Origin of the sequence: Duganella sp. CF402, from assembly GCF_900109645.1 — a bacterium.
Classification (GTDB): domain Bacteria; phylum Pseudomonadota; class Gammaproteobacteria; order Burkholderiales; family Burkholderiaceae_D; genus Rugamonas.
Genome location: NZ_FOBG01000001.1, coordinates 1,554,409 through 1,572,658 on the forward strand (window position 1 = coordinate 1,554,409; position 18,250 = coordinate 1,572,658).

At 61.6% G+C, this 18,250-nt stretch carries 20 protein-coding genes; 8 read left to right on the forward strand and 12 right to left on the reverse strand.

Translation table 11 applies throughout. The features are described 5' to 3' along the window. Positions 1 to 37: 37 nt before the first annotated feature. Positions 38 to 2,284, forward strand: a complete 2,247-nt coding sequence (locus BMZ70_RS06875; RefSeq protein WP_092271539.1) for a beta-glucosidase family protein — start codon at positions 38 to 40, stop codon at positions 2,282 to 2,284. A 3-nt stretch (positions 2,285 to 2,287) separates the two neighbouring features. On the opposite strand, the gene BMZ70_RS06880 is transcribed toward BMZ70_RS06875, so the two are convergent. The 3 genes from BMZ70_RS06880 to BMZ70_RS06890 all read right to left on the reverse strand — a co-directional run bounded on the left by BMZ70_RS06880 (position 2,288) and on the right by BMZ70_RS06890 (position 3,935). Beyond that, positions 2,288 to 3,124, reverse strand: a complete 837-nt coding sequence (locus tag BMZ70_RS06880) for a substrate-binding periplasmic protein (RefSeq protein ID WP_092271541.1) — start codon at positions 3,122 to 3,124, stop codon at positions 2,288 to 2,290. Between the two features lie 99 nt (positions 3,125 to 3,223). Next, complete coding sequence (locus tag BMZ70_RS06885; RefSeq protein WP_092271543.1) at positions 3,224 to 3,511, reverse strand: RnfH family protein; 288 nt, start codon at positions 3,509 to 3,511, stop codon at positions 3,224 to 3,226. Beyond that, positions 3,501 to 3,935: a type II toxin-antitoxin system RatA family toxin gene (locus tag BMZ70_RS06890; RefSeq protein ID WP_092271545.1), complete on the reverse strand. Its 435-nt coding sequence runs from the start codon at positions 3,933 to 3,935 to the stop codon at positions 3,501 to 3,503. The genes BMZ70_RS06885 and BMZ70_RS06890 overlap by 11 nt, the downstream gene beginning before the upstream one ends. Before the next feature lie 74 nt (positions 3,936 to 4,009). On the opposite strand from BMZ70_RS06890, the gene smpB reads away from it, so the two are divergent. The 3 genes from smpB to BMZ70_RS06905 all read left to right on the forward strand — a co-directional run bounded on the left by smpB (position 4,010) and on the right by BMZ70_RS06905 (position 5,838). Continuing rightward, positions 4,010 to 4,459 carry an SsrA-binding protein SmpB gene (smpB, locus tag BMZ70_RS06895; protein WP_092271547.1) on the forward strand — a complete coding sequence of 150 codons (450 nt, stop codon included), beginning with the start codon at positions 4,010 to 4,012 and terminating at the stop codon, positions 4,457 to 4,459. Positions 4,460 to 4,612: 153 nt separating this feature from the next. Beyond that, the gene (locus BMZ70_RS06900; protein ID WP_229205458.1) at positions 4,613 to 5,287 is read left to right on the forward strand and encodes a hypothetical protein; all 675 of its coding nucleotides are present in this window, start codon (positions 4,613 to 4,615) and stop codon (positions 5,285 to 5,287) included. Continuing rightward, positions 5,287 to 5,838, forward strand: a complete 552-nt coding sequence (locus BMZ70_RS06905; RefSeq protein ID WP_092271551.1) for a FlgO family outer membrane protein — start codon at positions 5,287 to 5,289, stop codon at positions 5,836 to 5,838. The genes BMZ70_RS06900 and BMZ70_RS06905 overlap by 1 nt, the downstream gene beginning before the upstream one ends. On the opposite strand, the gene BMZ70_RS06910 is transcribed toward BMZ70_RS06905, so the two are convergent. After that, a complete protein-coding gene (locus BMZ70_RS06910; protein ID WP_092271553.1) occupies positions 5,835 to 6,665 on the reverse strand; it encodes an NAD-dependent protein deacetylase in 831 nt (276 codons plus the stop codon). The two genes, BMZ70_RS06905 and BMZ70_RS06910, sit on opposite strands and share 4 nt — an antisense overlap. 124 nt (positions 6,666 to 6,789) lie before the next feature. Between BMZ70_RS06910 and BMZ70_RS06915 the strand changes: the two genes are divergently transcribed. Next, a complete protein-coding gene (locus BMZ70_RS06915; RefSeq protein WP_092271555.1) occupies positions 6,790 to 7,389 on the forward strand; it encodes a PEPxxWA-CTERM sorting domain-containing protein in 600 nt (199 codons plus the stop codon). Between the two features lie 91 nt (positions 7,390 to 7,480). On the opposite strand, the gene BMZ70_RS06920 is transcribed toward BMZ70_RS06915, so the two are convergent. The 4 genes from BMZ70_RS06920 to ppsA form a co-directional block, all read right to left on the reverse strand. Then, positions 7,481 to 7,891: a DUF4259 domain-containing protein gene (locus BMZ70_RS06920; RefSeq protein ID WP_092271557.1), complete on the reverse strand. Its 411-nt coding sequence runs from the start codon at positions 7,889 to 7,891 to the stop codon at positions 7,481 to 7,483. Positions 7,892 to 7,893: 2 nt separating this feature from the next. Next, the gene (locus BMZ70_RS06925; RefSeq protein ID WP_092271559.1) at positions 7,894 to 8,829 is read right to left on the reverse strand and encodes an SPFH domain-containing protein; all 936 of its coding nucleotides are present in this window, start codon (positions 8,827 to 8,829) and stop codon (positions 7,894 to 7,896) included. A gap of 21 nt (positions 8,830 to 8,850) precedes the next feature. Next, entirely contained in the window at positions 8,851 to 9,273 is a 423-nt protein-coding gene (locus tag BMZ70_RS06930) for an NfeD family protein (RefSeq protein ID WP_092271561.1), read from the reverse strand. A gap of 141 nt (positions 9,274 to 9,414) precedes the next feature. Next, positions 9,415 to 11,844, reverse strand: coding sequence for a phosphoenolpyruvate synthase (gene ppsA / locus BMZ70_RS06935; protein ID WP_092277636.1), 2,430 nt, complete (start codon positions 11,842 to 11,844; stop codon positions 9,415 to 9,417). Between the two features lie 153 nt (positions 11,845 to 11,997). On the opposite strand from ppsA, the gene BMZ70_RS06940 reads away from it, so the two are divergent. After that, positions 11,998 to 12,846 carry a posphoenolpyruvate synthetase regulatory kinase/phosphorylase PpsR gene (locus BMZ70_RS06940; protein ID WP_092271563.1) on the forward strand — a complete coding sequence of 283 codons (849 nt, stop codon included), beginning with the start codon at positions 11,998 to 12,000 and terminating at the stop codon, positions 12,844 to 12,846. Between the two features lie 12 nt (positions 12,847 to 12,858). Here the strand turns inward: BMZ70_RS06940 and BMZ70_RS06945 are convergent, their stop codons facing one another. The 3 genes from BMZ70_RS06945 to BMZ70_RS06955 are packed head-to-tail and all read right to left on the reverse strand — an operon-like array spanning position 12,859 to position 15,426. Then, positions 12,859 to 13,464 carry an isochorismatase family protein gene (locus tag BMZ70_RS06945; RefSeq protein WP_092271565.1) on the reverse strand — a complete coding sequence of 202 codons (606 nt, stop codon included), beginning with the start codon at positions 13,462 to 13,464 and terminating at the stop codon, positions 12,859 to 12,861. Between the two features lie 33 nt (positions 13,465 to 13,497). After that, positions 13,498 to 14,325: a pirin family protein gene (locus tag BMZ70_RS06950; RefSeq protein WP_092271567.1), complete on the reverse strand. Its 828-nt coding sequence runs from the start codon at positions 14,323 to 14,325 to the stop codon at positions 13,498 to 13,500. 30 nt (positions 14,326 to 14,355) lie between these two features. Continuing rightward, positions 14,356 to 15,426 (reverse strand): alkene reductase, encoded by a 1,071-nt coding sequence (locus tag BMZ70_RS06955; protein ID WP_092271568.1) that lies wholly within the window; start codon positions 15,424 to 15,426, stop codon positions 14,356 to 14,358. Between the two features lie 139 nt (positions 15,427 to 15,565). Here BMZ70_RS06955 and BMZ70_RS06960 point away from each other — a divergent pair, with 139 nt between their 5' ends. Together BMZ70_RS06960 and BMZ70_RS06965 are read left to right on the forward strand one after the other, a co-directional pair. Next, positions 15,566 to 16,438, forward strand: coding sequence for a LysR family transcriptional regulator (locus tag BMZ70_RS06960; RefSeq protein WP_092271570.1), 873 nt, complete (start codon positions 15,566 to 15,568; stop codon positions 16,436 to 16,438). 114 nt (positions 16,439 to 16,552) lie between these two features. Beyond that, entirely contained in the window at positions 16,553 to 17,023 is a 471-nt protein-coding gene (locus tag BMZ70_RS06965; RefSeq protein ID WP_092271572.1) for an SRPBCC family protein, read from the forward strand. Between the two features lie 14 nt (positions 17,024 to 17,037). Here BMZ70_RS06965 and BMZ70_RS06970 read toward each other — a convergent pair whose 3' ends face one another. Next, positions 17,038 to 18,237: an EAL domain-containing response regulator gene (locus BMZ70_RS06970; RefSeq protein WP_092271574.1), complete on the reverse strand. Its 1,200-nt coding sequence runs from the start codon at positions 18,235 to 18,237 to the stop codon at positions 17,038 to 17,040. Positions 18,238 to 18,250 lie beyond the last annotated feature (13 nt).

Genomic DNA, 18,250 nt, shown 5'->3' on the forward strand with positions numbered 1-18,250 from the left:
AGATTGATTGACTAAAACTATAAGGACACTGCATCAAATGAAAAAGCGTCTCTGGCTGTCTCTGGCACTGGCTTATCCACTCATGTTGACCGGCGCCGCGCACGCCGCAGACGCTGACAAACCTTGGTTGAATCCGGCGCTATCGCCGGATGTGCGCGCCGACCAGCTGGTCAAGGCGATGACGCTGGATGAAAAAATCCAGACCGTGTTCGCCTACTTCTCGACCGAGTTCACGCCGAAGAAATTCGAGCAGCCGAAAGAAGGCCGTCCTGATTCGGCCGGCTGGGTGCCGGGCATTCCGCGCCTGGGCCTGCCGTCGCAGTGGCAGTCGGACGCTGGCGTCGGCGTTGCCACGCAAGCTGTGTCGAAGAAGCCATACGAGCGCACCTCCCTGCCGTCGGGCATCGCTACCGCCGCCACCTGGAATCCGAAAGTCGCCTTCGCCGGCGGCGCCATGATCGGCAGCGAAGCGCGCAGCACCGGCTTCAACGTCCAACTGGCAGGCGGCGTCAACCTGCTGCGCGAACCGCGCAACGGCCGTAACTTCGAATACGGCGGTGAAGACCCGCTGCTGGCCGGCATCATGGTCGGCGAGCAGATTCGCGGCATCCAGTCGAACCACATGATTTCGACGGTCAAGCACTACGCCTTCAACGACCAGGAAACCAACCGCAACCACGTCAACGTCAAGATCGACGACAAGGCCGGCCGCATGTCGGACCTGTTGGCGATGCAGTTCGCCATCGAGCGCGGCCAGCCTGGCTCGGTGATGTGCGCCTACAACCGCATCAACGGCGACTACGCCTGCGAGAACGACTACCTGCTGAACCAGGTCCTGAAGCAGGACTGGAAATATCCCGGCTATGTGATGTCGGACTGGGGCGCGACCCACTCCACCATCCCTGCCGCGCTGCGCGGCCTGGACCAGCAGTCCGGCTGGCCGTTCGATAAATCGGACTACTTCAACGGTGCCCTGAAAGAAGCCGTGGTCAACCGCCACGTGCCGGAAGCGCGCCTGGACGACATGGTCAAGCGCATCACCCGCACCATGTTCGCCAACGGCCTGGTCGAACATCCGGTGACCGCGCCGACCTCGGCCGACGCCGGCATCGACTTCGCTGCTCACGGCAAGATCACCCAGGCCGACGCCGAAGAAGCCATCGTCCTGCTGAAGAACCACAACGACCTGCTGCCGCTGGCGGCCAGCGTGCGCAGCATCGCCATCATCGGCGGCCACGCCAATGTGGGCGTGCTGTCGGGCGGCGGTTCGGCGCAGGTGTACCCGATCGGCGGCTCGGCCGTGCCGAACGAAGGCCCGGCCTACTTCCCCGGTCCTATCGTCTACCACCGCTCGTCGCCGATGGGCGAACTGGCCAAGCTGAGCAAAGCCAAGCTGAGCTACAACGACGGCAAGGATCTGGCCGCCGCCGCCAAGCTGGCCGCCAGCAGCGACGTGGTGATCGTGTTCGCCAACCAGTGGCTGGCCGAAAGCTTCGACGCCGAAGACCTGAACCTGCCGAACAAGCAGGACGCCCTGATCGAAGCGGTTGCCAAGGCCAACGCCAAGACCGTGGTGGTACTGCAAACCGGCGGTCCGGTGGTCATGCCGTGGCTGAACAAGGTTGGCGCCGTGCTGGAAGCCTGGTATCCGGGCACCAGCGGCGGCGCCGCGATTGCGCGCGTGCTGAACGGCGACGTGAATCCGTCCGGCCGCCTGCCTGCCACCTTCCCTGCTTCGCTGGCGCAGCTGCCGCGTCCGGTACTGGATGGCGACGCCAAGACCAAGGATGAGAACATCATCGAGAAGATCACTACCGACTACAACATCGAAGGTGCGGCAGTCGGCTACAAGTGGTTCGACCTGAAAGGCCACAAGCCGCTGTTCCCGTTCGGCTATGGCCTGTCGTACACCAGCTTCGCGTATGAAGGCTTGAGCGCCAAGGCGGCGGGCACCGGCATCGAAGTCTCGTTCAGCATCAAGAACACCGGCAAGCGCGACGGCAAGGCCGTGGGCCAGGTCTACGTGTCGTCGCTGGCCGGCGGCTGGGAAGCGCCCAAGCGTCTCGGCGGCTGGGACAAGCTGGACCTGAAGGCCGGCGCCAGCGGCAACGCCACCGTGAAGATCGACCCGCGCCTGCTGGGCGTGTACGACAGCGCCAGCAAGACCTGGAAAATCGCCGCCGGCGAGTACCTGGTCACGCTGGCCGAGTCGGCCGGCGCCAAGCCAGCGGCCAGCGTCAAGGTCAAGCTGGATGCGCGCACCGTGGACGTCAACGGCCGCTGATCTTCACTCGGGCGTGGACAGGCTGTTCAACAACGGCCCCACGCCCGGCTTGAAGGTGCGCCTGACGGTGGCTTCATCGATATAGCGCGAGTAGTAGCCGAGCACCAGTTGCTCGGCCACCATCCCTTTCAGGACCGAGGCATAAAACTGGCGCGTGCGCGTCGGCACTGTGCTCTTCGAAACATAGATACCGGTAACGCGCGGCGTCGCTTCCGCAATCGGTATCACCACACTGTTCTTCAGCTTCCCGTCTTTCAGGTATTTCGCGTAGATTGCCGCCGTGGCGATGGTGCCGTCGGCGCGGCCCATTTCCAGCTTGCCGAACACGGTTTCGAAATCATTCACCACTTCCAGCCGGCCGGCGGAGGCCAGCAGCGCCAGTTGCGTCTCGACGGCGCTATCGTAGACCAGGCCGCGCGTGACGTTGAGCCGCCCGCCGCCCCGTTCGACAAACTCGCTGAGGCTGGCATAGCTGCGGCTCGGCGCTTCACGCAGGATCAAATCGTATTGCAGGTAGGCGTAAGGCAGGTGGCGGGCGTAGGCGTCGCGCTCCGGGGTGCGGAACGCGCCCATCGCCATGTCGACGTGGCCGGACTGCAGTTCCACAAACAGGCGCTGGCGCGGAAACCAGTGGAACTCAAACTTGCAGCCGGAACGCCGCGCCATTTCGTTGATGACATCCACCGCGATGCCGACGATGCGGCCGTTCTCGCGATAGGAGCCATAGCCGAGGTCGCTAAGGCCGACACGGGTAACCGGAGGGCAAACCTCCCCGGCCTGGGCGGAAGGCAGGCAGCAGGACAGCGCGGCAATCACAAGCAAGCGATGGCATCTCATCATAAACTCTTCGCAGATGGTAATGATGAGTGTATCTTAGGTTGCACATGGGAAGCGAGGAAGCCCCATCCCCGCAAACCCACTTTGCAACACTGCAAGGGCTTACGCCGCAGGTTTTTTGCGGCGGCGGCGGGCGTTCTTGGGGTCGGCGATCAGGGGGCGGTAGAGTTCGATGCGGTCGTGCCCGCGCAGGACGGTGTCGCGCGGTTTTTTCTTGGCGTAGATGCCGGTTTCGAGTGCGGCCACGTCCACGTCGGGCATGGCTTGTTGCAGGCCGCTCAAGGCGATGGCCTGCTCGATCGTTGTGCCGGGCGGGACTTGCAAGGCACGCAGGAATTGCGTCGCCTCGCTGGCGTAGCACACCTGGATGTTGATGGTCTCAGCCGCCATACACTGTTTCCGCCCGTTTGCAGAAGGAATCCACCATGCTGTTGGCGATGATCCCGAACACCGGCCCCACCAGCTTGGCCAGCAGGGCACTGGAGAACTCATAGTGCAGGTCGAGGTCGATCTTGCAGGCGTCCTCGCGCAGCGCTTTGAAGGTCCAGGTGCCGTCCAGGCACTTGAAAGGACCGTCCACCAGCTTCATCTTGATGGAGCTCGACGGCGTGTTGTCATTGGCCGTCGTGAAGCTTTGCTTGACGCCGTGGTAGTTGATGCCGACGCTGGCCACCACCGTATCGCCATTGCGCTCCTTGATCTCAACACCACCGCACCACGGCAAGAATTTGGGATAGTCCTCGATCGCAGCCACCAGATCGAACATTTGCTGGGCGCTGTAAGCGAGTAAAACTGATTTGTGTACTACTGCCATTGTCTAACCATTTGCTATGATGTTGAATTATTCGCGCTTCGGGCGCGCAGCAGTAGTTTAACCGATACCATCTCATGACCATAGCCGATAACAAAAAAGCCTTTTTTGACTACTTCATCGAAGACCGCTATGAAGCGGGCATCGTGCTGGAAGGGTGGGAAGTCAAGGCCATCCGCGACAACAAGGTGCAAATCAAGGAAGCCTACGTCACCATCAAGGGCGACGAGCTGTACCTGTTCGGCGCCCACATCAGCGCCCTGCCGACCGCCTCCACCCACATCAGCCCGGAAGCCGTGCGCACCCGCAAGCTGCTGCTGCACCGCGAACAGATCGACAAACTGATCGGCAAAGTGGTGCGCGCCGGCTACACCCTGGTGCCGCTCAACCTGCACTTCAAGGGCGGCCGTGTGAAATGTGAAATCGGCCTCGCCAAGGGCAAGAAAATGCATGACAAGCGTGCTACCGAGAAAGATCGCGACGGCAAGCGCGAAGTGGCGGCCGCGATGAAAACCCATCGCCGCTAAAACTGTTGCGCACTCTGTACAAAACCCGGTCCCGTACCGGGTTTTTTATTGCGTAGACAATTTCTAATTAGAAACATCCATGCTAAACTGGGTGGAGAACGATTTTACATTCGCACCTTTGACGACGAGGCAATTATGGCGCTGAAAACTGCAATGGCTGTGGCAGCCGGACTCCTGCTGGCAGGATGCGCGGCGCGCTACACGCCGACCCCGCTGGCCGCCAACTTCCCCACCACCAAGCAAGCCAAGCTGCAAGCGGCTTACCACTGGGGCGTCATCTCCGACAATATCGAAAAAGGCGTGGCCGCCGAGCTGAAGAAGAGCCCGCCGCGACCGGTCTACATCAATGAACCGAAAGACCCGACGCCGTTCCAGCGCGCGCTGGCGACCCAGCTGACCACTTCGCTGGTGAATGACGGCTACGTGGTGTCGCGCAGCCCGGCCGGATCGCTCAAGGTGGACATGGATGTGCAGGCAGTGACCTTCTCCGCCAACCGTCCGCAATACCGCTACCACGGCGAGCGCGCCATCCTTGGCGCCGGCGTCTGGCTGCTGAGCGAGATCGAAGCGCCAGCCCTGCTCAACGTGGCCGCCGGCGCCGGCGCATGGGATGCCTACGACTGGTTCAACGCCCAGTTCGCACCGGGCGCGACGCCGAAGACCGAGATCATCGTCACCGTGTCGGTATCGGACCAATACCGTTTCCTGGCGCGCAGCACCTCGGCCTACTACGTGGCCGACAGCGACCGCGTGTTGTATGGCATTGTCGATCCCAAGCCTGAAGAACCTAAACTGACCCGTACCTTCCAGGTACGCGGAGACATGTAATGCTGAAAACCGTATTGCGCACCGCCCTGCTGGCCGCACCGCTGCTGCTGGCCGCCTGCTCTTCCACGCCGAAAAGCGAGGAAGGCAATTACTCCACGATTTCGTCCAACCAGTTCATCAACGCCAACTACAAGGCCGCCGACGCGCTGCTGCAGCAACTGAGCGGCAAGCTGCTGGCCGACAAGCCGCTGATCGTCGCCACCGTGGTCAACATCGATGCGCTGGAGCAGACCACCACCCTGGGCCGCCTGGTGTCCGAGCAAATTTCGACACGCATGGCGCAGGGCGGCCTGAGCATGCTGGAGATGAAGCTGCGGAACAGCGTCTACCTGAAACGCAACCAGGGCGAGCTGATGCTCACGCGCGAGATCGGCGAGGTCGCCAACAGCCACAACGCGCAAGCCATCGTGGTCGGCTCGTATGCCGAGACCAGCGACATGGTGTTCATCAACATCAAAGTGATCCAGCCGAACACCAACTTCGTGCTGGCCGGCCATGACTACGTGCTGGCCAAGGAAGCCATCATCCGCTCGATGTTGCAGCGGAATTAAAGCAAGCGCGGCAGCACATCGACTGCCGACGCCTCCACCTTCAAGCCGATCAGGTCATCCGCGCGGGTCTTCCCGATGTTGATGGCCGCGATCGGCTTGTTCGCTTGCGCCGCCAGCTTGGCGAAGCGGAAGCCGGAAAACACCATCAGCGACGAACCGACCACCAGCACCGCATCGGCCTCCTCGGCCAGTTGCAGCGCTTCGGCCGTGCGCGGCGCCGGAATGTTATCGCCGAAGAAGATCACATCCGGCTGCAAGGTGCCGCCGCAGGCTGTGCAATACGGCAGCTGGAAATCCTGGAACTCGTCGATCTCGACCTCGGCGTCGCCGTCCGGGCGCGCTTCCGGCACCACCTCGCCCGCCGGACCAGTCGGCACCCATTCGGGATTGGCTTGCGCCAGCCAGTGCTGGATCTCGGCGCGCGGATGCACCGTGCGGCAATCGAGACACAACACGCCGTGAATATTCCCATGCAGCTCAATCAGCTTGCGGCTGCCGGCCCGCGTATGCAGGCCGTCGACGTTCTGCGTGATGATGCCGTGGATGCGCCCGGCCGCTTCCAGCTCGGCCAGCGCGTGGTGGCCGGCGTTGGGGGCGGCGCCCGCCAGGGTCGGATAACCAGCCATGCTGCGCGCCCAGTAGCGGCGGCGCACCGCCTCGGACCGGCGAAAATCCGGCCCCTGGATCGGGTTGCGGCCGCGTCGCACGCCATCCTTGTCGCGGTAATCGGGGATGCCGGAGGCTGTGCTGAGGCCGGCGCCGGTCAGCACCAGCACCCGTTGATTGTCGTGCAGAAAGTTTTGCAGCTGTTCGATATCTTGGTTCATGCCGGAATGGTACAACACATCAGAAAGTGACAAATATCACTGGCGTGTTTTGGTGTTGCAGAGATAAAATTTGCATGTCTTTTATGAATTACAAATTTCCAATAATCAACATCTGGGGATCACCATGAAATTGCTGAAAACCGCCGCCTTGGCGGCCCTGCTGGCCACTGGCGCCGCGCACGCATCGAGCGAACTGCTGATCAACGGTAGTTTTGAAGCCGACACCCAAGGCTATAACAGCTGGAACATCTACAGCACACTGACCGGCTGGACCGGCGTCGGCGCCGGCATCGAGCTGCGCAACAACGTCGTCGGCGTAGCGCCGGACGGCCTCAACTTTGTCGAACTGGACACCACTGCCAACAGCGCGATGTACCAGAACGTGAGCACTGCGCTGAACCAGAGCTACACCCTGACCTTCCAGTTCCAGGACCGTCCGGGCGTGAGCACCTCGTCGCAAGGCCTGGAAATCAGCTGGGGCGGCAACGTCGTCGGCACCGTCAACAACTCGGCAGGCGGCAATTGGCAGACTGTCAGCTACACCCTGCTCGGCACCGGCAACATCGAAGCCCTGAGCTTCCGCGCCATTGGCACCAGCGACAGCCTGGGCACCTCGCTGGACAACGTCTCGTTGACCGCCGCCGTGCCTGAACCAGAAACCTACGCCATGCTGCTGGCCGGCCTGGGCCTGGTAGGCTTCGCCGCCCGCCGCCGCAAGCAGTAACACCGTCGCTCCCGCGCAGGCGGGAGCCCATGCTGCGCCGGACTTGCCTGCGCCGTATGGATTCCCGCCTGCGCGGGAATGACGTCGGTGCTTATAGACGGGCGCGCAGGTCTTCGACTGAGGCGCGCCAGTCTGCGTAGTGCTCGCTTTCTTCCCACAGCTGGCGCAGCTCGCTGTCGGGCGCGAGGATGCGCTCGATGGCTTGCGCGGCTTTCGCCGCCAGGTCAGCGCGCGGCTTGACGACTTTGGCTTTGCGCGCCTCCACCCACTGATCCACCGTCTCGCTATCCTCGCTGCGCGGACCGCCCTTGCCTTGCAGGCGCGCCAGTACTTCAATCGCTGCCAGCGCTTCCGCCGCAAACGGCGCCTCCAGTTCCACTCCGCTGTCCAGCACCGTGTTGAGCGTGTCTTCGACCGCGTCCAGATTGCTCGTCTCGTGCAAATCCTCCGCCCAGTCCTGCGCGTAGTCGTTGCCGAAGGCGTCCACCGCCCAAGTACCCATGCTTACTCCTTGATGATCTTGCCCTGCGTTTTGACGACCTGCATGGCGGTGGCAATCAGTCCGCTCATGTCGCCCAAATTGGCCGGTATGATAATCGAATTATTGGTCTTGGCAAGCTGGCCGAAGGCGCCCACGTACTGCTCGGCCACTTTCAGATTCATGGCCTCGTCGCCGCCCGGCTCGCGCAACGCGGCACCGACCTGGCGCAGCGCCGAGGCGTTCGCTTCCGCCAGCGCCACAATCGCCGCCGCCTGGCCTTGCGCGCGGTTGATGGCCGCTTGCTTGTCACCCTCGGAGCGCGCAATCTGCGCTTCACGCTCGCCGCTGGCGATGTTGATCTGCTCCTGCTTGCGGCCTTCCGACGCCGCGATCAGCGCGCGCTTCTCGCGTTCCGCCGTGATCTGCGCCTGCATCGCGTGCAGGATTTCTTTCGGCGGCGTCAGGTCCTTGATTTCGTAACGCAGCACTTTCACGCCCCAGTTGGCGGCCGATTCATCGATCGCATTCACGATGGCGGTGTTGATGTGCTCACGCTCCTCGAACGTTTTATCCAGCTCCATGCGGCCGATCACCGAGCGCAGCGTGGTCTGCGCCAGCTGGGTGATCGCGGCGATGTAGTTGGACGAGCCATACGACGCGCGCATCGCATCGGTGATCTGGAAGTACAGGATGCCGTCCACCTGCAACTGTGTGTTATCGCGCGTGATGCAAACCTGCGGCGGCACGTCGAGCGGAATCTCCTTGAGCACGTGCTTGTAGGCGATGCGGTCCACGAACGGGATCACGATGTTGAGGCCCGGCCCCAGCGTCGCGTGATATTTACCCAGCCGCTCGACCACCCACGCGTGCTGCTGTGGCACCACGTTGATGGTTTTGAAAACGAATACGATCGCCAAAATAAACAGAATGAAGGTGACGTTGCCTATGCTGATGTCCATGTAAATCTCCGTTGATTAATCTTAGGCGGCCACGATCAGGCGGCTGCCGCGTACTTCGCGGATGGTGAATTGCCCCGGCGTGGCGCGCACGCCCGGAGCCAGCTCCACATCCCACAGCGCGCCGCGATACATCACGCGCGCTGCGTTATCCTGCCACGCCGGCACATGCACGGTCTGGCCGATATCAAGATTCACGTTCGGATCGCGCCCCGCATCGACGCGCTCCTGCTGCTTGCCATAGCGGCTGCGGCGCAGCGCCACGGTGGCAGCCACGCCGACCACGGCGGCCACCAGCAGTTGCACCGCCTCGCCCAAGCCCAGCAAGGCCGCAGCACTGCCGGCCGCCAGCCCGATGGCGATCATCAGCAGATAGAAAGTCCCGCTGAACAGTTCAAGAATCACAGTCAGGCCGGCCGCAGCCAGCCAGTAACTCCAATCAGCCATGATGCACTCCTTTCAAATGAAAAAACCCCCGCTTCCCGGGATGGGCGGCGAGGGTTTTGTGCTGCTGACAGATGGTATTGATAGAGTTTTTTGCTACTAAATTCGATAACTCCAGTCTATACCATTTTCAGGCTGCGTCAATCACTTCTGCAGGCTGGCCAGTTTCTGCCAGGTGTCGATCACCGAGTCAGGGTTCAGCGACATCGATTCGATGCCCTGTTCCATCAGCCACGCCGCGAAGTCCGGGTGGTCGGAAGGACCCTGGCCGCAAATACCGATGTACTTGCCCTGCGCGCGGCAGGCCTTGATCGCTTGCGACAGCAGGGCTTTCACCGCGTCGTCGCGCTCGTCGAAGTCGGCCGCCAGCAGCGCCATGCCGGAATCGCGGTCCAGGCCCAGCGTCAGCTGGGTCAGGTCGTTGGAGCCGATCGAGAAACCGTCGAAGTGCTCGAGGAAGCGCTCCGCCAGAATCGCGTTCGAAGGCACTTCGCACATCATGATCAGGCGCAGGCCGTTCTCGCCGCGCACCAGACCGTTCTTGCCGAGCAGGTTCACCACCTTCTCGGCCTGGCCCAGGGTACGCACGAACGGCACCATGATCTCGACGTTGGTCAGGCCCATGTCGTTACGCACGCGCTTCATCGCTGCGCATTCCATTTCGAATGCGCCGGCGAAGTCGTCGGCCAGGTAACGTGCCGCGCCGCGGAAGCCCAGCATCGGGTTTTCTTCATCCGGCTCGTAGCGCGAACCGCCGATCAGTTTCTTGTACTCGTTGGACTTGAAGTCCGACAGACGCACGATCACTGGTTTCGGCCAGAACGCAGCGGCGATGGTGGCGATACCTTCGGCAAGCTTGTCGACGTAGAAGGCGCGTGGCGAAGCGTGGCCGCGTGCGACCGACTCCACTGCTTTCTTCAGGTCCGCGTCGATGTTCGGGTATTCCAGAATCGCTTTCGGGTGCACGCCGATGTTGTTGTTGATGATGAACTCAAGACGGGCCAGACCCACGCCGCCGTTCGGCACGGCCTGGAAGTCGAACGCCAGCTGCGGGTTACCCACGTTCAGCATAATCTTGGTCGGCAGCTTAGGCAGCTCGCCGCGCGACACTTCCGACACTTCGGTTTCCAGCAGACCGTCGTAGATCCTGCCTTCATCGCCTTCGGCGCAAGACACGGTCACGAAGGTGCCGTCTTTCAGCACGTCGGTCGCGTCGCCGCAACCCACCACTGCAGGCACGCCCAGTTCACGCGCGATAATCGCCGCGTGGCAGGTACGGCCGCCACGGTTGGTGACGATGGCGGAAGCACGCTTCATCACCGGTTCCCAGTTCGGGTCGGTCATGTCGGCCACCAGCACGTCGCCCGGCTGCACGCGTTCCATTTCCGACGGATCGTGGATCACACGCACCGGACCGGCGCCGATCTTCTGGCCGATCGCGCGGCCCGAGGCCAGCACGGTGCCCGACGACTTCAGCTTGAAGCGCTGCTGCACGTCGGTGGCTTTCTGCTGCGATTTCACGGTCTCAGGACGCGCTTGCAGGATGTACAGCTTGCCGTCGCGGCCATCCTTGCCCCACTCGATGTCCATCGGACGGCCGTAGTGGTTTTCGATGATGACGGCGTACTTGGCCAGCTCCACCACTTCCTGGTCGTTCAGCGAGTAGCGGTTGCGCAGTTCAACCGGAACGTCGACGGTCTTCACCGAACGGCCAGCCTTGGCTTCGGCGGTGAACTCCATCTTGATCAGCTTGGAGCCGATGTTGCGGCGGATGACAGGCGATTTGCCTTTTTCCAGCATCGGCTTGTGGACGTAGAATTCGTCCGGATTGACGGCGCCCTGCACCACGGTTTCGCCCAAGCCGTAGCTCGAGGTGACGAACACCACGTCTTTGAAGCCGGACTCGGTGTCGATGGTGAACATCACGCCGGCCGCGCCGAGGTCGGAACGGACCATGCGTTGCACGCCGGCCGACAGCGCCACTTCGGCGTGGGTGAAGCCTTTGTGCACGCGGTACGAGATGGCGCGGTCGTTGTACAGCGAAGCGAATACGTGCTTCATCGCGTCCAGCACATTCTCGATGCCGACCACGTTCAGGAAGGTCTCCTGCTGACCTGCGAACGATGCGTCCGGCAGATCTTCAGCCGTTGCAGAGGAACGCACGGCGAACGACATTTCAGTCGACGAATCGGCGACCAGTTTGTCGTAGAAGGTTTTGATTTCCGCTTCCAGGCGTGGCTGGAATGGGGTTTCGATGATCCATTGACGGATCTCGGCGCCGGCCTGGGCCAGCGAGCGCACGTCGTCAATGTTCAGGTCGGCGAGGCGATCGGCGATACGGTCGGCCAGCGACTTGCCGCCGGCTTCGCTGTAGGACAGGAAGTCGCGGAAAGCCTGTGCCGTGGTGGCGAAACCACCTGGCACGCGCACGCCGGCTTCCGCCAGTTGGCTGATCATTTCGCCGAGAGAGGCGTTCTTGCCGCCGACGGATTCAACATCCGTCATGCGTAAGTTTTCGAACGAGGCAACGTAGACTGCTTCGTTGTTTTGCTCCTTCAATGCTGCGTTGGACATAATTACACCTTTTTGATGATAGAAATCTTCCAGCGAGGCGCAGACTTGTTTCTTGTTATTCTGTTCGTCGTGCAGCACAATAAAACCATTGGCGCTAATTCTACAGCCTGCGGCGCGAATTGACGAACCACAATACCCGATTGCAACCTCTACATGACACAAGAACAACGACCACAACTGCCTTCCGCCGCCCGCACCGTCTTTTTTGTCTCGGACGGAACCGGTATTACTGCTGAAACCTTCGGTCATTCCGTGCTGACCCAGTTCGAGCTGCGCTTCCGCCAGGTGCGGCTGCCGTTCATCGATACGCTGGACAAGGCGCATGATGCGGTGCGCAAAATCAACGAGGCGTTTGCCACCGACGGTCAGCGCCCGATCATCTTTTCGACGCTGGTCAAGACCGAGTTGTCGGACGTCATTCGTCTATGCAAGGGCATGTATATGGACATGTTCCAGACGTTTGTTGCTCCGCTGGAACAAGAGCTGGGTGTGAAGTCCACCCACACGATTGGGCGCTCGCACAACATCGTCGACAGCGAGGAATACAAGAACCGGATCGAGGCGATCAATTTCTCGCTGGCACATGATGACGGCCAGTCGCACAAGAATTTGTCGTCGGCGGATGTGATTCTGGTCGGCGTGTCGCGCTCGGGCAAGACGCCGACCAGCTTGTACCTGGCAATGCAATACGGGATCAAGGCGGCCAACTACCCGCTGATCCCGGACGACTTCGAACGCGGCAAGCTGCCGTCGTCGCTGTATGAGTTCAAGAGCAAGATCTTCGGCCTGACGATCACGCCGGAACGCCTGAGCGAGATCCGCAACGAGCGCCGCGCAGGCAGCAAGTATGCGGCGCTGGAAAACTGCCGCTATGAGGTCAATGAAGCTGAGCTGATGATGAAACGCGAAGGCATCCGCTGGCTGTCCTCGACCACCAAGTCGATCGAGGAAATCTCGACGACGATCCTGCAAGAAATCAAGCCGGACCGCCGCGAGTACTAGCGCCCCGGCCTGTCAGGCAATGCCGGCGCCGAGCGCGGGAAACACATCGGTGAACAGCAGGGTAATCAGCTGTTGACCGTCAGGCGTCGACCAATCCTGGGCGATCTCCGCCATCAGGGTGTTGGTCGCGGTCAGCACAACGCCGGCATCATGCATGCGTTGGCGCGCGAATTCTTCGGACAACTCGCTCGGCGAACCAGAAGCATCCATCACCGCCTGCACGTTAAAGCCTTCTTGCGCCGCATCGATGGCGGGAAAGATCAGGCAGACGTCGGTGGTCACGCCAGCCATGATCAGGTTCTTGCGGCCGGTGGCCAGCACCGCGTCGCGGAAGGCTGGATAGGCCCAGGCATTGACCACGCCCGGACGTTTAACACGGGCGGCGTGTGCTTGCGGCAGAATTTCGGCAATTTCAGGCAGGATCGGGCCTTGGGCACGATCTTCCTGGCTGGACGTGATGATGGTCGGCAGGTTCAGGATCTTCGCCATTTTGGCCAGAGCAATCGATTGCTTGGCGGCGAGTTCCTTGTCGATGTTTTTAATCAGTTGCATGGTGCCTACCTGGTGATCGATCAGCAGCAGTGCGGTATTTTCGGCGGTAAAGCGTTCTACTTTCATGGCAGTTCTCCGGGGTTGGTTTAGTGGCGATGCCTACAGGCTTCCCATATCGCCACGGTGGTAGGCGGCGACTGCCGCATTCAGGCTCTCCTTGGTGGCAAAAGCCATCGGCCCGTTGGAAAGTACGGGTTGATTCAGTGGTTGACCGATAAATACGGCAAGCTGCGCGCCGCCGCCACTGGCGACCAGCCGGTGGCTGCTCGCGGCGGCGCCCGGCGACACAATGGGTGCGCCAAGATCGTCAAGGCCGAATGGCTGCCCATCGAGTTCAGCGTTGCCCGATATCGGCATGAAGAAGGCGCGCTGCCCCGCTGCGACCGGCAGCGTGAAGACAGCGCCGGCGTCCATGAACACATCGAGCAGCGTGACATCCGTTGGCGGCGTCAACGGCGATTGGTGATCGCCGTAGCTGCCGATCGGTACGCGGACGGTCAGGCCCGGTTGCTGCACCACCGGCACATCTTGCGGCGCCAGCGTCAATGCGAACGGTGCGTCGTTTTGTTTGTGCTGTGGCAGATTGATGAAGATCTGCAGCAGGTGGGCGGTACGGCCCAGAACGGCAGGGTCTTCCCGGTGCACCACCCCGCGGCCTGCCGCCGTCCAGTGCAATCCGCCCGGCTTGATCATGACGCTGTTGCCCAACGAGTCCTGATTGGCGATATCCGTTTCGGAATCCTGGAACAGATAGGTCACGGCCGAGAAGCCGGCATGAGGATGCGGTGGGAATGTTGGCGCGCTCATCCACGCATGGTCGATGCCCATGAAAGGGTCAAGCTGCGCCGGCTCCGAACCGTGCAGGCGGACAGCACGGAATTGGCTGCCTCGGCTGGCTTGCTGCATGCGGGCGATAGTGGTGCTCATGAGGATTGCCTTTCTTGTTGGTGCTGCGCCTTAAGCGGCTTGGGACACGCCCAGAGCCGGGTAATCGATATAGCCGTGCGCGGTCGGTGGCGCGAAAAAGGTATTGCGGTCCGCTTCGTTCAATGCGGCGCCCCGGCGGAAGCGCTCCGGCAGATCCGGGTTGGCCAAGAAGGCAGCGCCGAACACGGTGGCGTCGGCCTTGCCCTCTGCGAGAACGGCCTCGGCGCGCTGTTGCGTCAAGCCGCTGCCCATCAGGTAGGTACCGTCAAACAGCGGGCGCAGGACGCCGTGGTAGTCGGTCTGCGTACCGAACAGCGCTACGTGCAGGTAAGCCAAGCCCTTGCCGCGCAATTGCTCCACCAGATAACGATAGGTGTGCTGCGGATCGGCATCGGTGATGCTGTTGTAATTCATTTCCGGCGAGATCTTGATGCCGACGCGGTCCGCACCGGCCTCTTCAGCCATCGCATCCAGCGTTTCCAGCACGAAGCGGGCGCGGTTTTCCACCGAGCCGCCGTATTGATCCTGGCGCTGATTGCTGCCGGAGGACAGGAATTGCTCTGGCAGGTAGCCGGATGCGGCGTGCAGCTCGACACCGTCGAAACCGGCTTCGATGGCGCGGCGCGTGGCCTGACGGTAATCGTCGATGACGCTCGCTACTTCGGCGGTGCTCAAGGCGCGAGGTTCTACGAAGTCCATCTGGCCGGTGCTGGTCCATGCCTGGCCGGCTGGCTTGATGGCCGAAGGCGCCACCGGCGTTTCGCCGTTCAGCAACGACGGATGGGAAATACGGCCGCAATGCATCATCTGCATGAAGATCCGGCCACCGCGTTCGTGCACGGCGTCAGTCACTTTTTTCCAGGCCGCGACCTGTTCGGGGGTCTCGATGCCAGGCGTGTGCACATAGCCCTTGCCGAGCGCGGAAGGGAAAACACCTTCGCTGATGATCAAGCCGGCGCTGGCGCGCTGCGCGTAGTAGGTCACGGCCAGGTCGCTGGCGACGCCGTCGTCGCCAGCGCGCGACCGCGTCATCGGCGCCATCACCAGGCGGTTGGGAAGATCGTAGCGGCCGATACGGACTGGGGTGAGAGTATTGCTCATGGCGTTTTCCTTGTAGAGTGAGTTAGATGCGTGCCTGGCCGCCGTTGGCGATGAGGTGCGATGAACGTATCTTCAGCCAATTCACAAATGGGATAAAGGGGGTACAATGGGAAGGATTGATCCAAAAATGGCGTAATCGATGGAACTGCTCAATGACATGGCCCTGTTTATCGAGGTGGCGAGCACCTTGAGCTTCCGGCGCGCGGCCGACGTTTCGGGAATACCGAACTCCACCTTGTCGAGGCGCATCGCTGCGCTGGAGAAGCACATCGGCTTGCGGCTGCTGCACCGGACCACGCGCAGAGTTGAGCTCACTGAAGCCGGGCAGCTTTACTACGAGCGCTGCCGGCGCATCGTGGACGAAGCGCGTATCGCCCATGAGCAACTGGGAGAGATGCTCGCCCAACCGACTGGCGTATTGCGGGCCTCCTTGCCGGTGGACTTCGCCACGATCTACATGGCGCCGTTGATCGCCGAGTTTTCCCGGCGGTTTCCGGGCATTACCTTTGAATTTGATTTGACGCCCCGCAGGGTGGACCTGGTGACCGAGCCCTTTGACATCGCGATCCGCATGGGCGAGCAATCCGACTCCAACCTGATTGCCCGGCTGTTGGCCCGCTTGTCGGTGCAGCTATACGCGTCGCCCCAGTATCTGGCGCAGCATGGCGTGCCGCAGCACCCGGCCGACCTGGTACGGCACGAGTGCCTGGGCTTTCCAAAATCGGGGCGCTGGACCCTGCACCGCGATGCCGAGACGATTGAGGTGGAGGTGGCGGGACGCTTCCTGGTCAATAGCGTGGGTATGTTCAGGCGCTTGGCCACGCTGGATCTGGGCATCATCATGCTGCCGGAAGAAGTTGCGGCAGAAGAATTGGCTGCCGGGCGCTTGCAACGCGTGCTGCCCGACTGGCGTGGCCAGTCCACGCCCGTGTATGCGATCACTGAAACCCGCTTGCTGCCGGCAAAAACCCAGCGCTTCATCGAATTCTTGCAGGAGCATCTGCGCCAGTAGCGGGCGATGTCGCAGGATTACGCCAGTTTTGGATCAGTCATTCCCATTTACCCCCATTTATCCCGTGCCGATTCTGACGGATGATGCAGCGGTTGGGCATCTACAAGGGGGAATATGATCTACGCCGTCAAAGAAGTCTCGGTCAACCGCTTTCGCGAGCAAGGCGATCCACTGTTAAGCCGAGCGCAGGTATGGGCGGGATTGCAGCGCAAAGCGCGCAACGGCGTTCCGTTTATTCCTTCGATGACGCGGTGCGAAATAATCGAAGATACTGAAACTGGGCTGATACGCGACGTTGCAATACGTGGGGAAATCGCACGTGAGCGCGTCACCTTTTATCCGCCCAAAAAAACCGTGTTTGCGCGTCTTTCGGGACCGATGGACGGCCTCATTGTGAATGAAATTCTCGAGACGCCCGACGGCGATCTCAAGCTCCGGTTTAGCTTTGCGCTGCAACTGGTCGATGTTGATTCCGGCTCGCCCGAGGAACGCGAGTTCAGCAGCTATATGTGCGACGACTATTCCTCGGCTGTCGATGCCGTACTGGCGGAAATTCGGCGCACGGTGAAGGCGGGCCTGCTTTAGGTACGCGCTCAGGTTCAGAAGAAGTGCTGCCAGTCGGCCAGCCAGGTCGGGAATTCTTCGACTGGCATCGGTTTGGCGATGTAGTAGCCTTGGGCGTAGGTGCAGCCCAAGCCTTGCAGGAAGTCCCAATCCTGTTTGGTCTCGACGCCGACCGCCACCGATTTGCGGTCAAGGCTGCGCGCCAGGCCGAGGCAGGAGCGCAGCACGGTGCCGATGGCGGCGCGCTTGGAGGCGCCGTCGACGAAGCTGCGGTCGATCTTCAGTTCAGAGAATGGAATGCGCGCCAGCAGTTGCAGGTTGCTGCGCCCGGTGCCATAGTCGTCGATCGCCAGCCCGAAGCCTTTCATGCGCAGGCGCAGCAGGCGTTCGAGGAAGTGCGGGTCGGTGCTCAACACCGACGATTCGGTCATTTCAAACGTGATGTAGTCAGCCATGATGCGGTGCCGCTCAAGGCAGGCCGCGATCTGCTCCATGAATTGCGGATGCGCCAGCGTACTCTGGTCCACATTGATCGACACCGAGATCGGCACACCCTGGTCATGCAGCTGGCGGCAGGCGGCGACCGATTTTTCGATCATGGTCCAGTCGAGGAAATCGACGCGACGATTATCTTCCAGCGCCTGCATGAAGGAGGCAGGCCCCAGCACGCCGTGCAGCGGATGGCGCCAGCGTGCGAACATTTCCAGGCCTTTTACCTGCCCGGTTTCCAGTTCGATTTTAGGTTGGAAGAAGGGATCGAACTCCTTCGCCTGCAAGCCTTGCCCCACTTCGGCAAACGACAGTTTCTGCACCGGCGCACGTGCGCCGTGCCCCTCGCCCGGCTGCACGTAATTCTGCACCAGCGCCATCAAACGGCTGCCGATCACCGGCTTGCCAATCGCGCCCAGCACGTTGACGCCGTAGGCCAGCGCCATCGTCTCGACAGAGAACAGCACCGCGTTGGTCTGTGCGCCAACCACGATAATGCCGGCCTTGCATTTCGCCTCGCCGAGGCGGCGGATCAGTTCCAGCGCATCCATGCCCGGCAGCGCCAGGTCGATGATGGCGATGTCCACCGCCGGCGTGATGCCGGCGTTGAAGTGGCGCAGCGCCGTGTGCCCATCCGGCGCCTGCGTAATCCGTCCGACGCCGACATGCACAAGGATATCGGCCAGCGCATGGCGTTGAACCTGATCCCCTTCGGCTACCAGAAAATGCAACTGCGCGATATCCATGTACGGCTCCGGT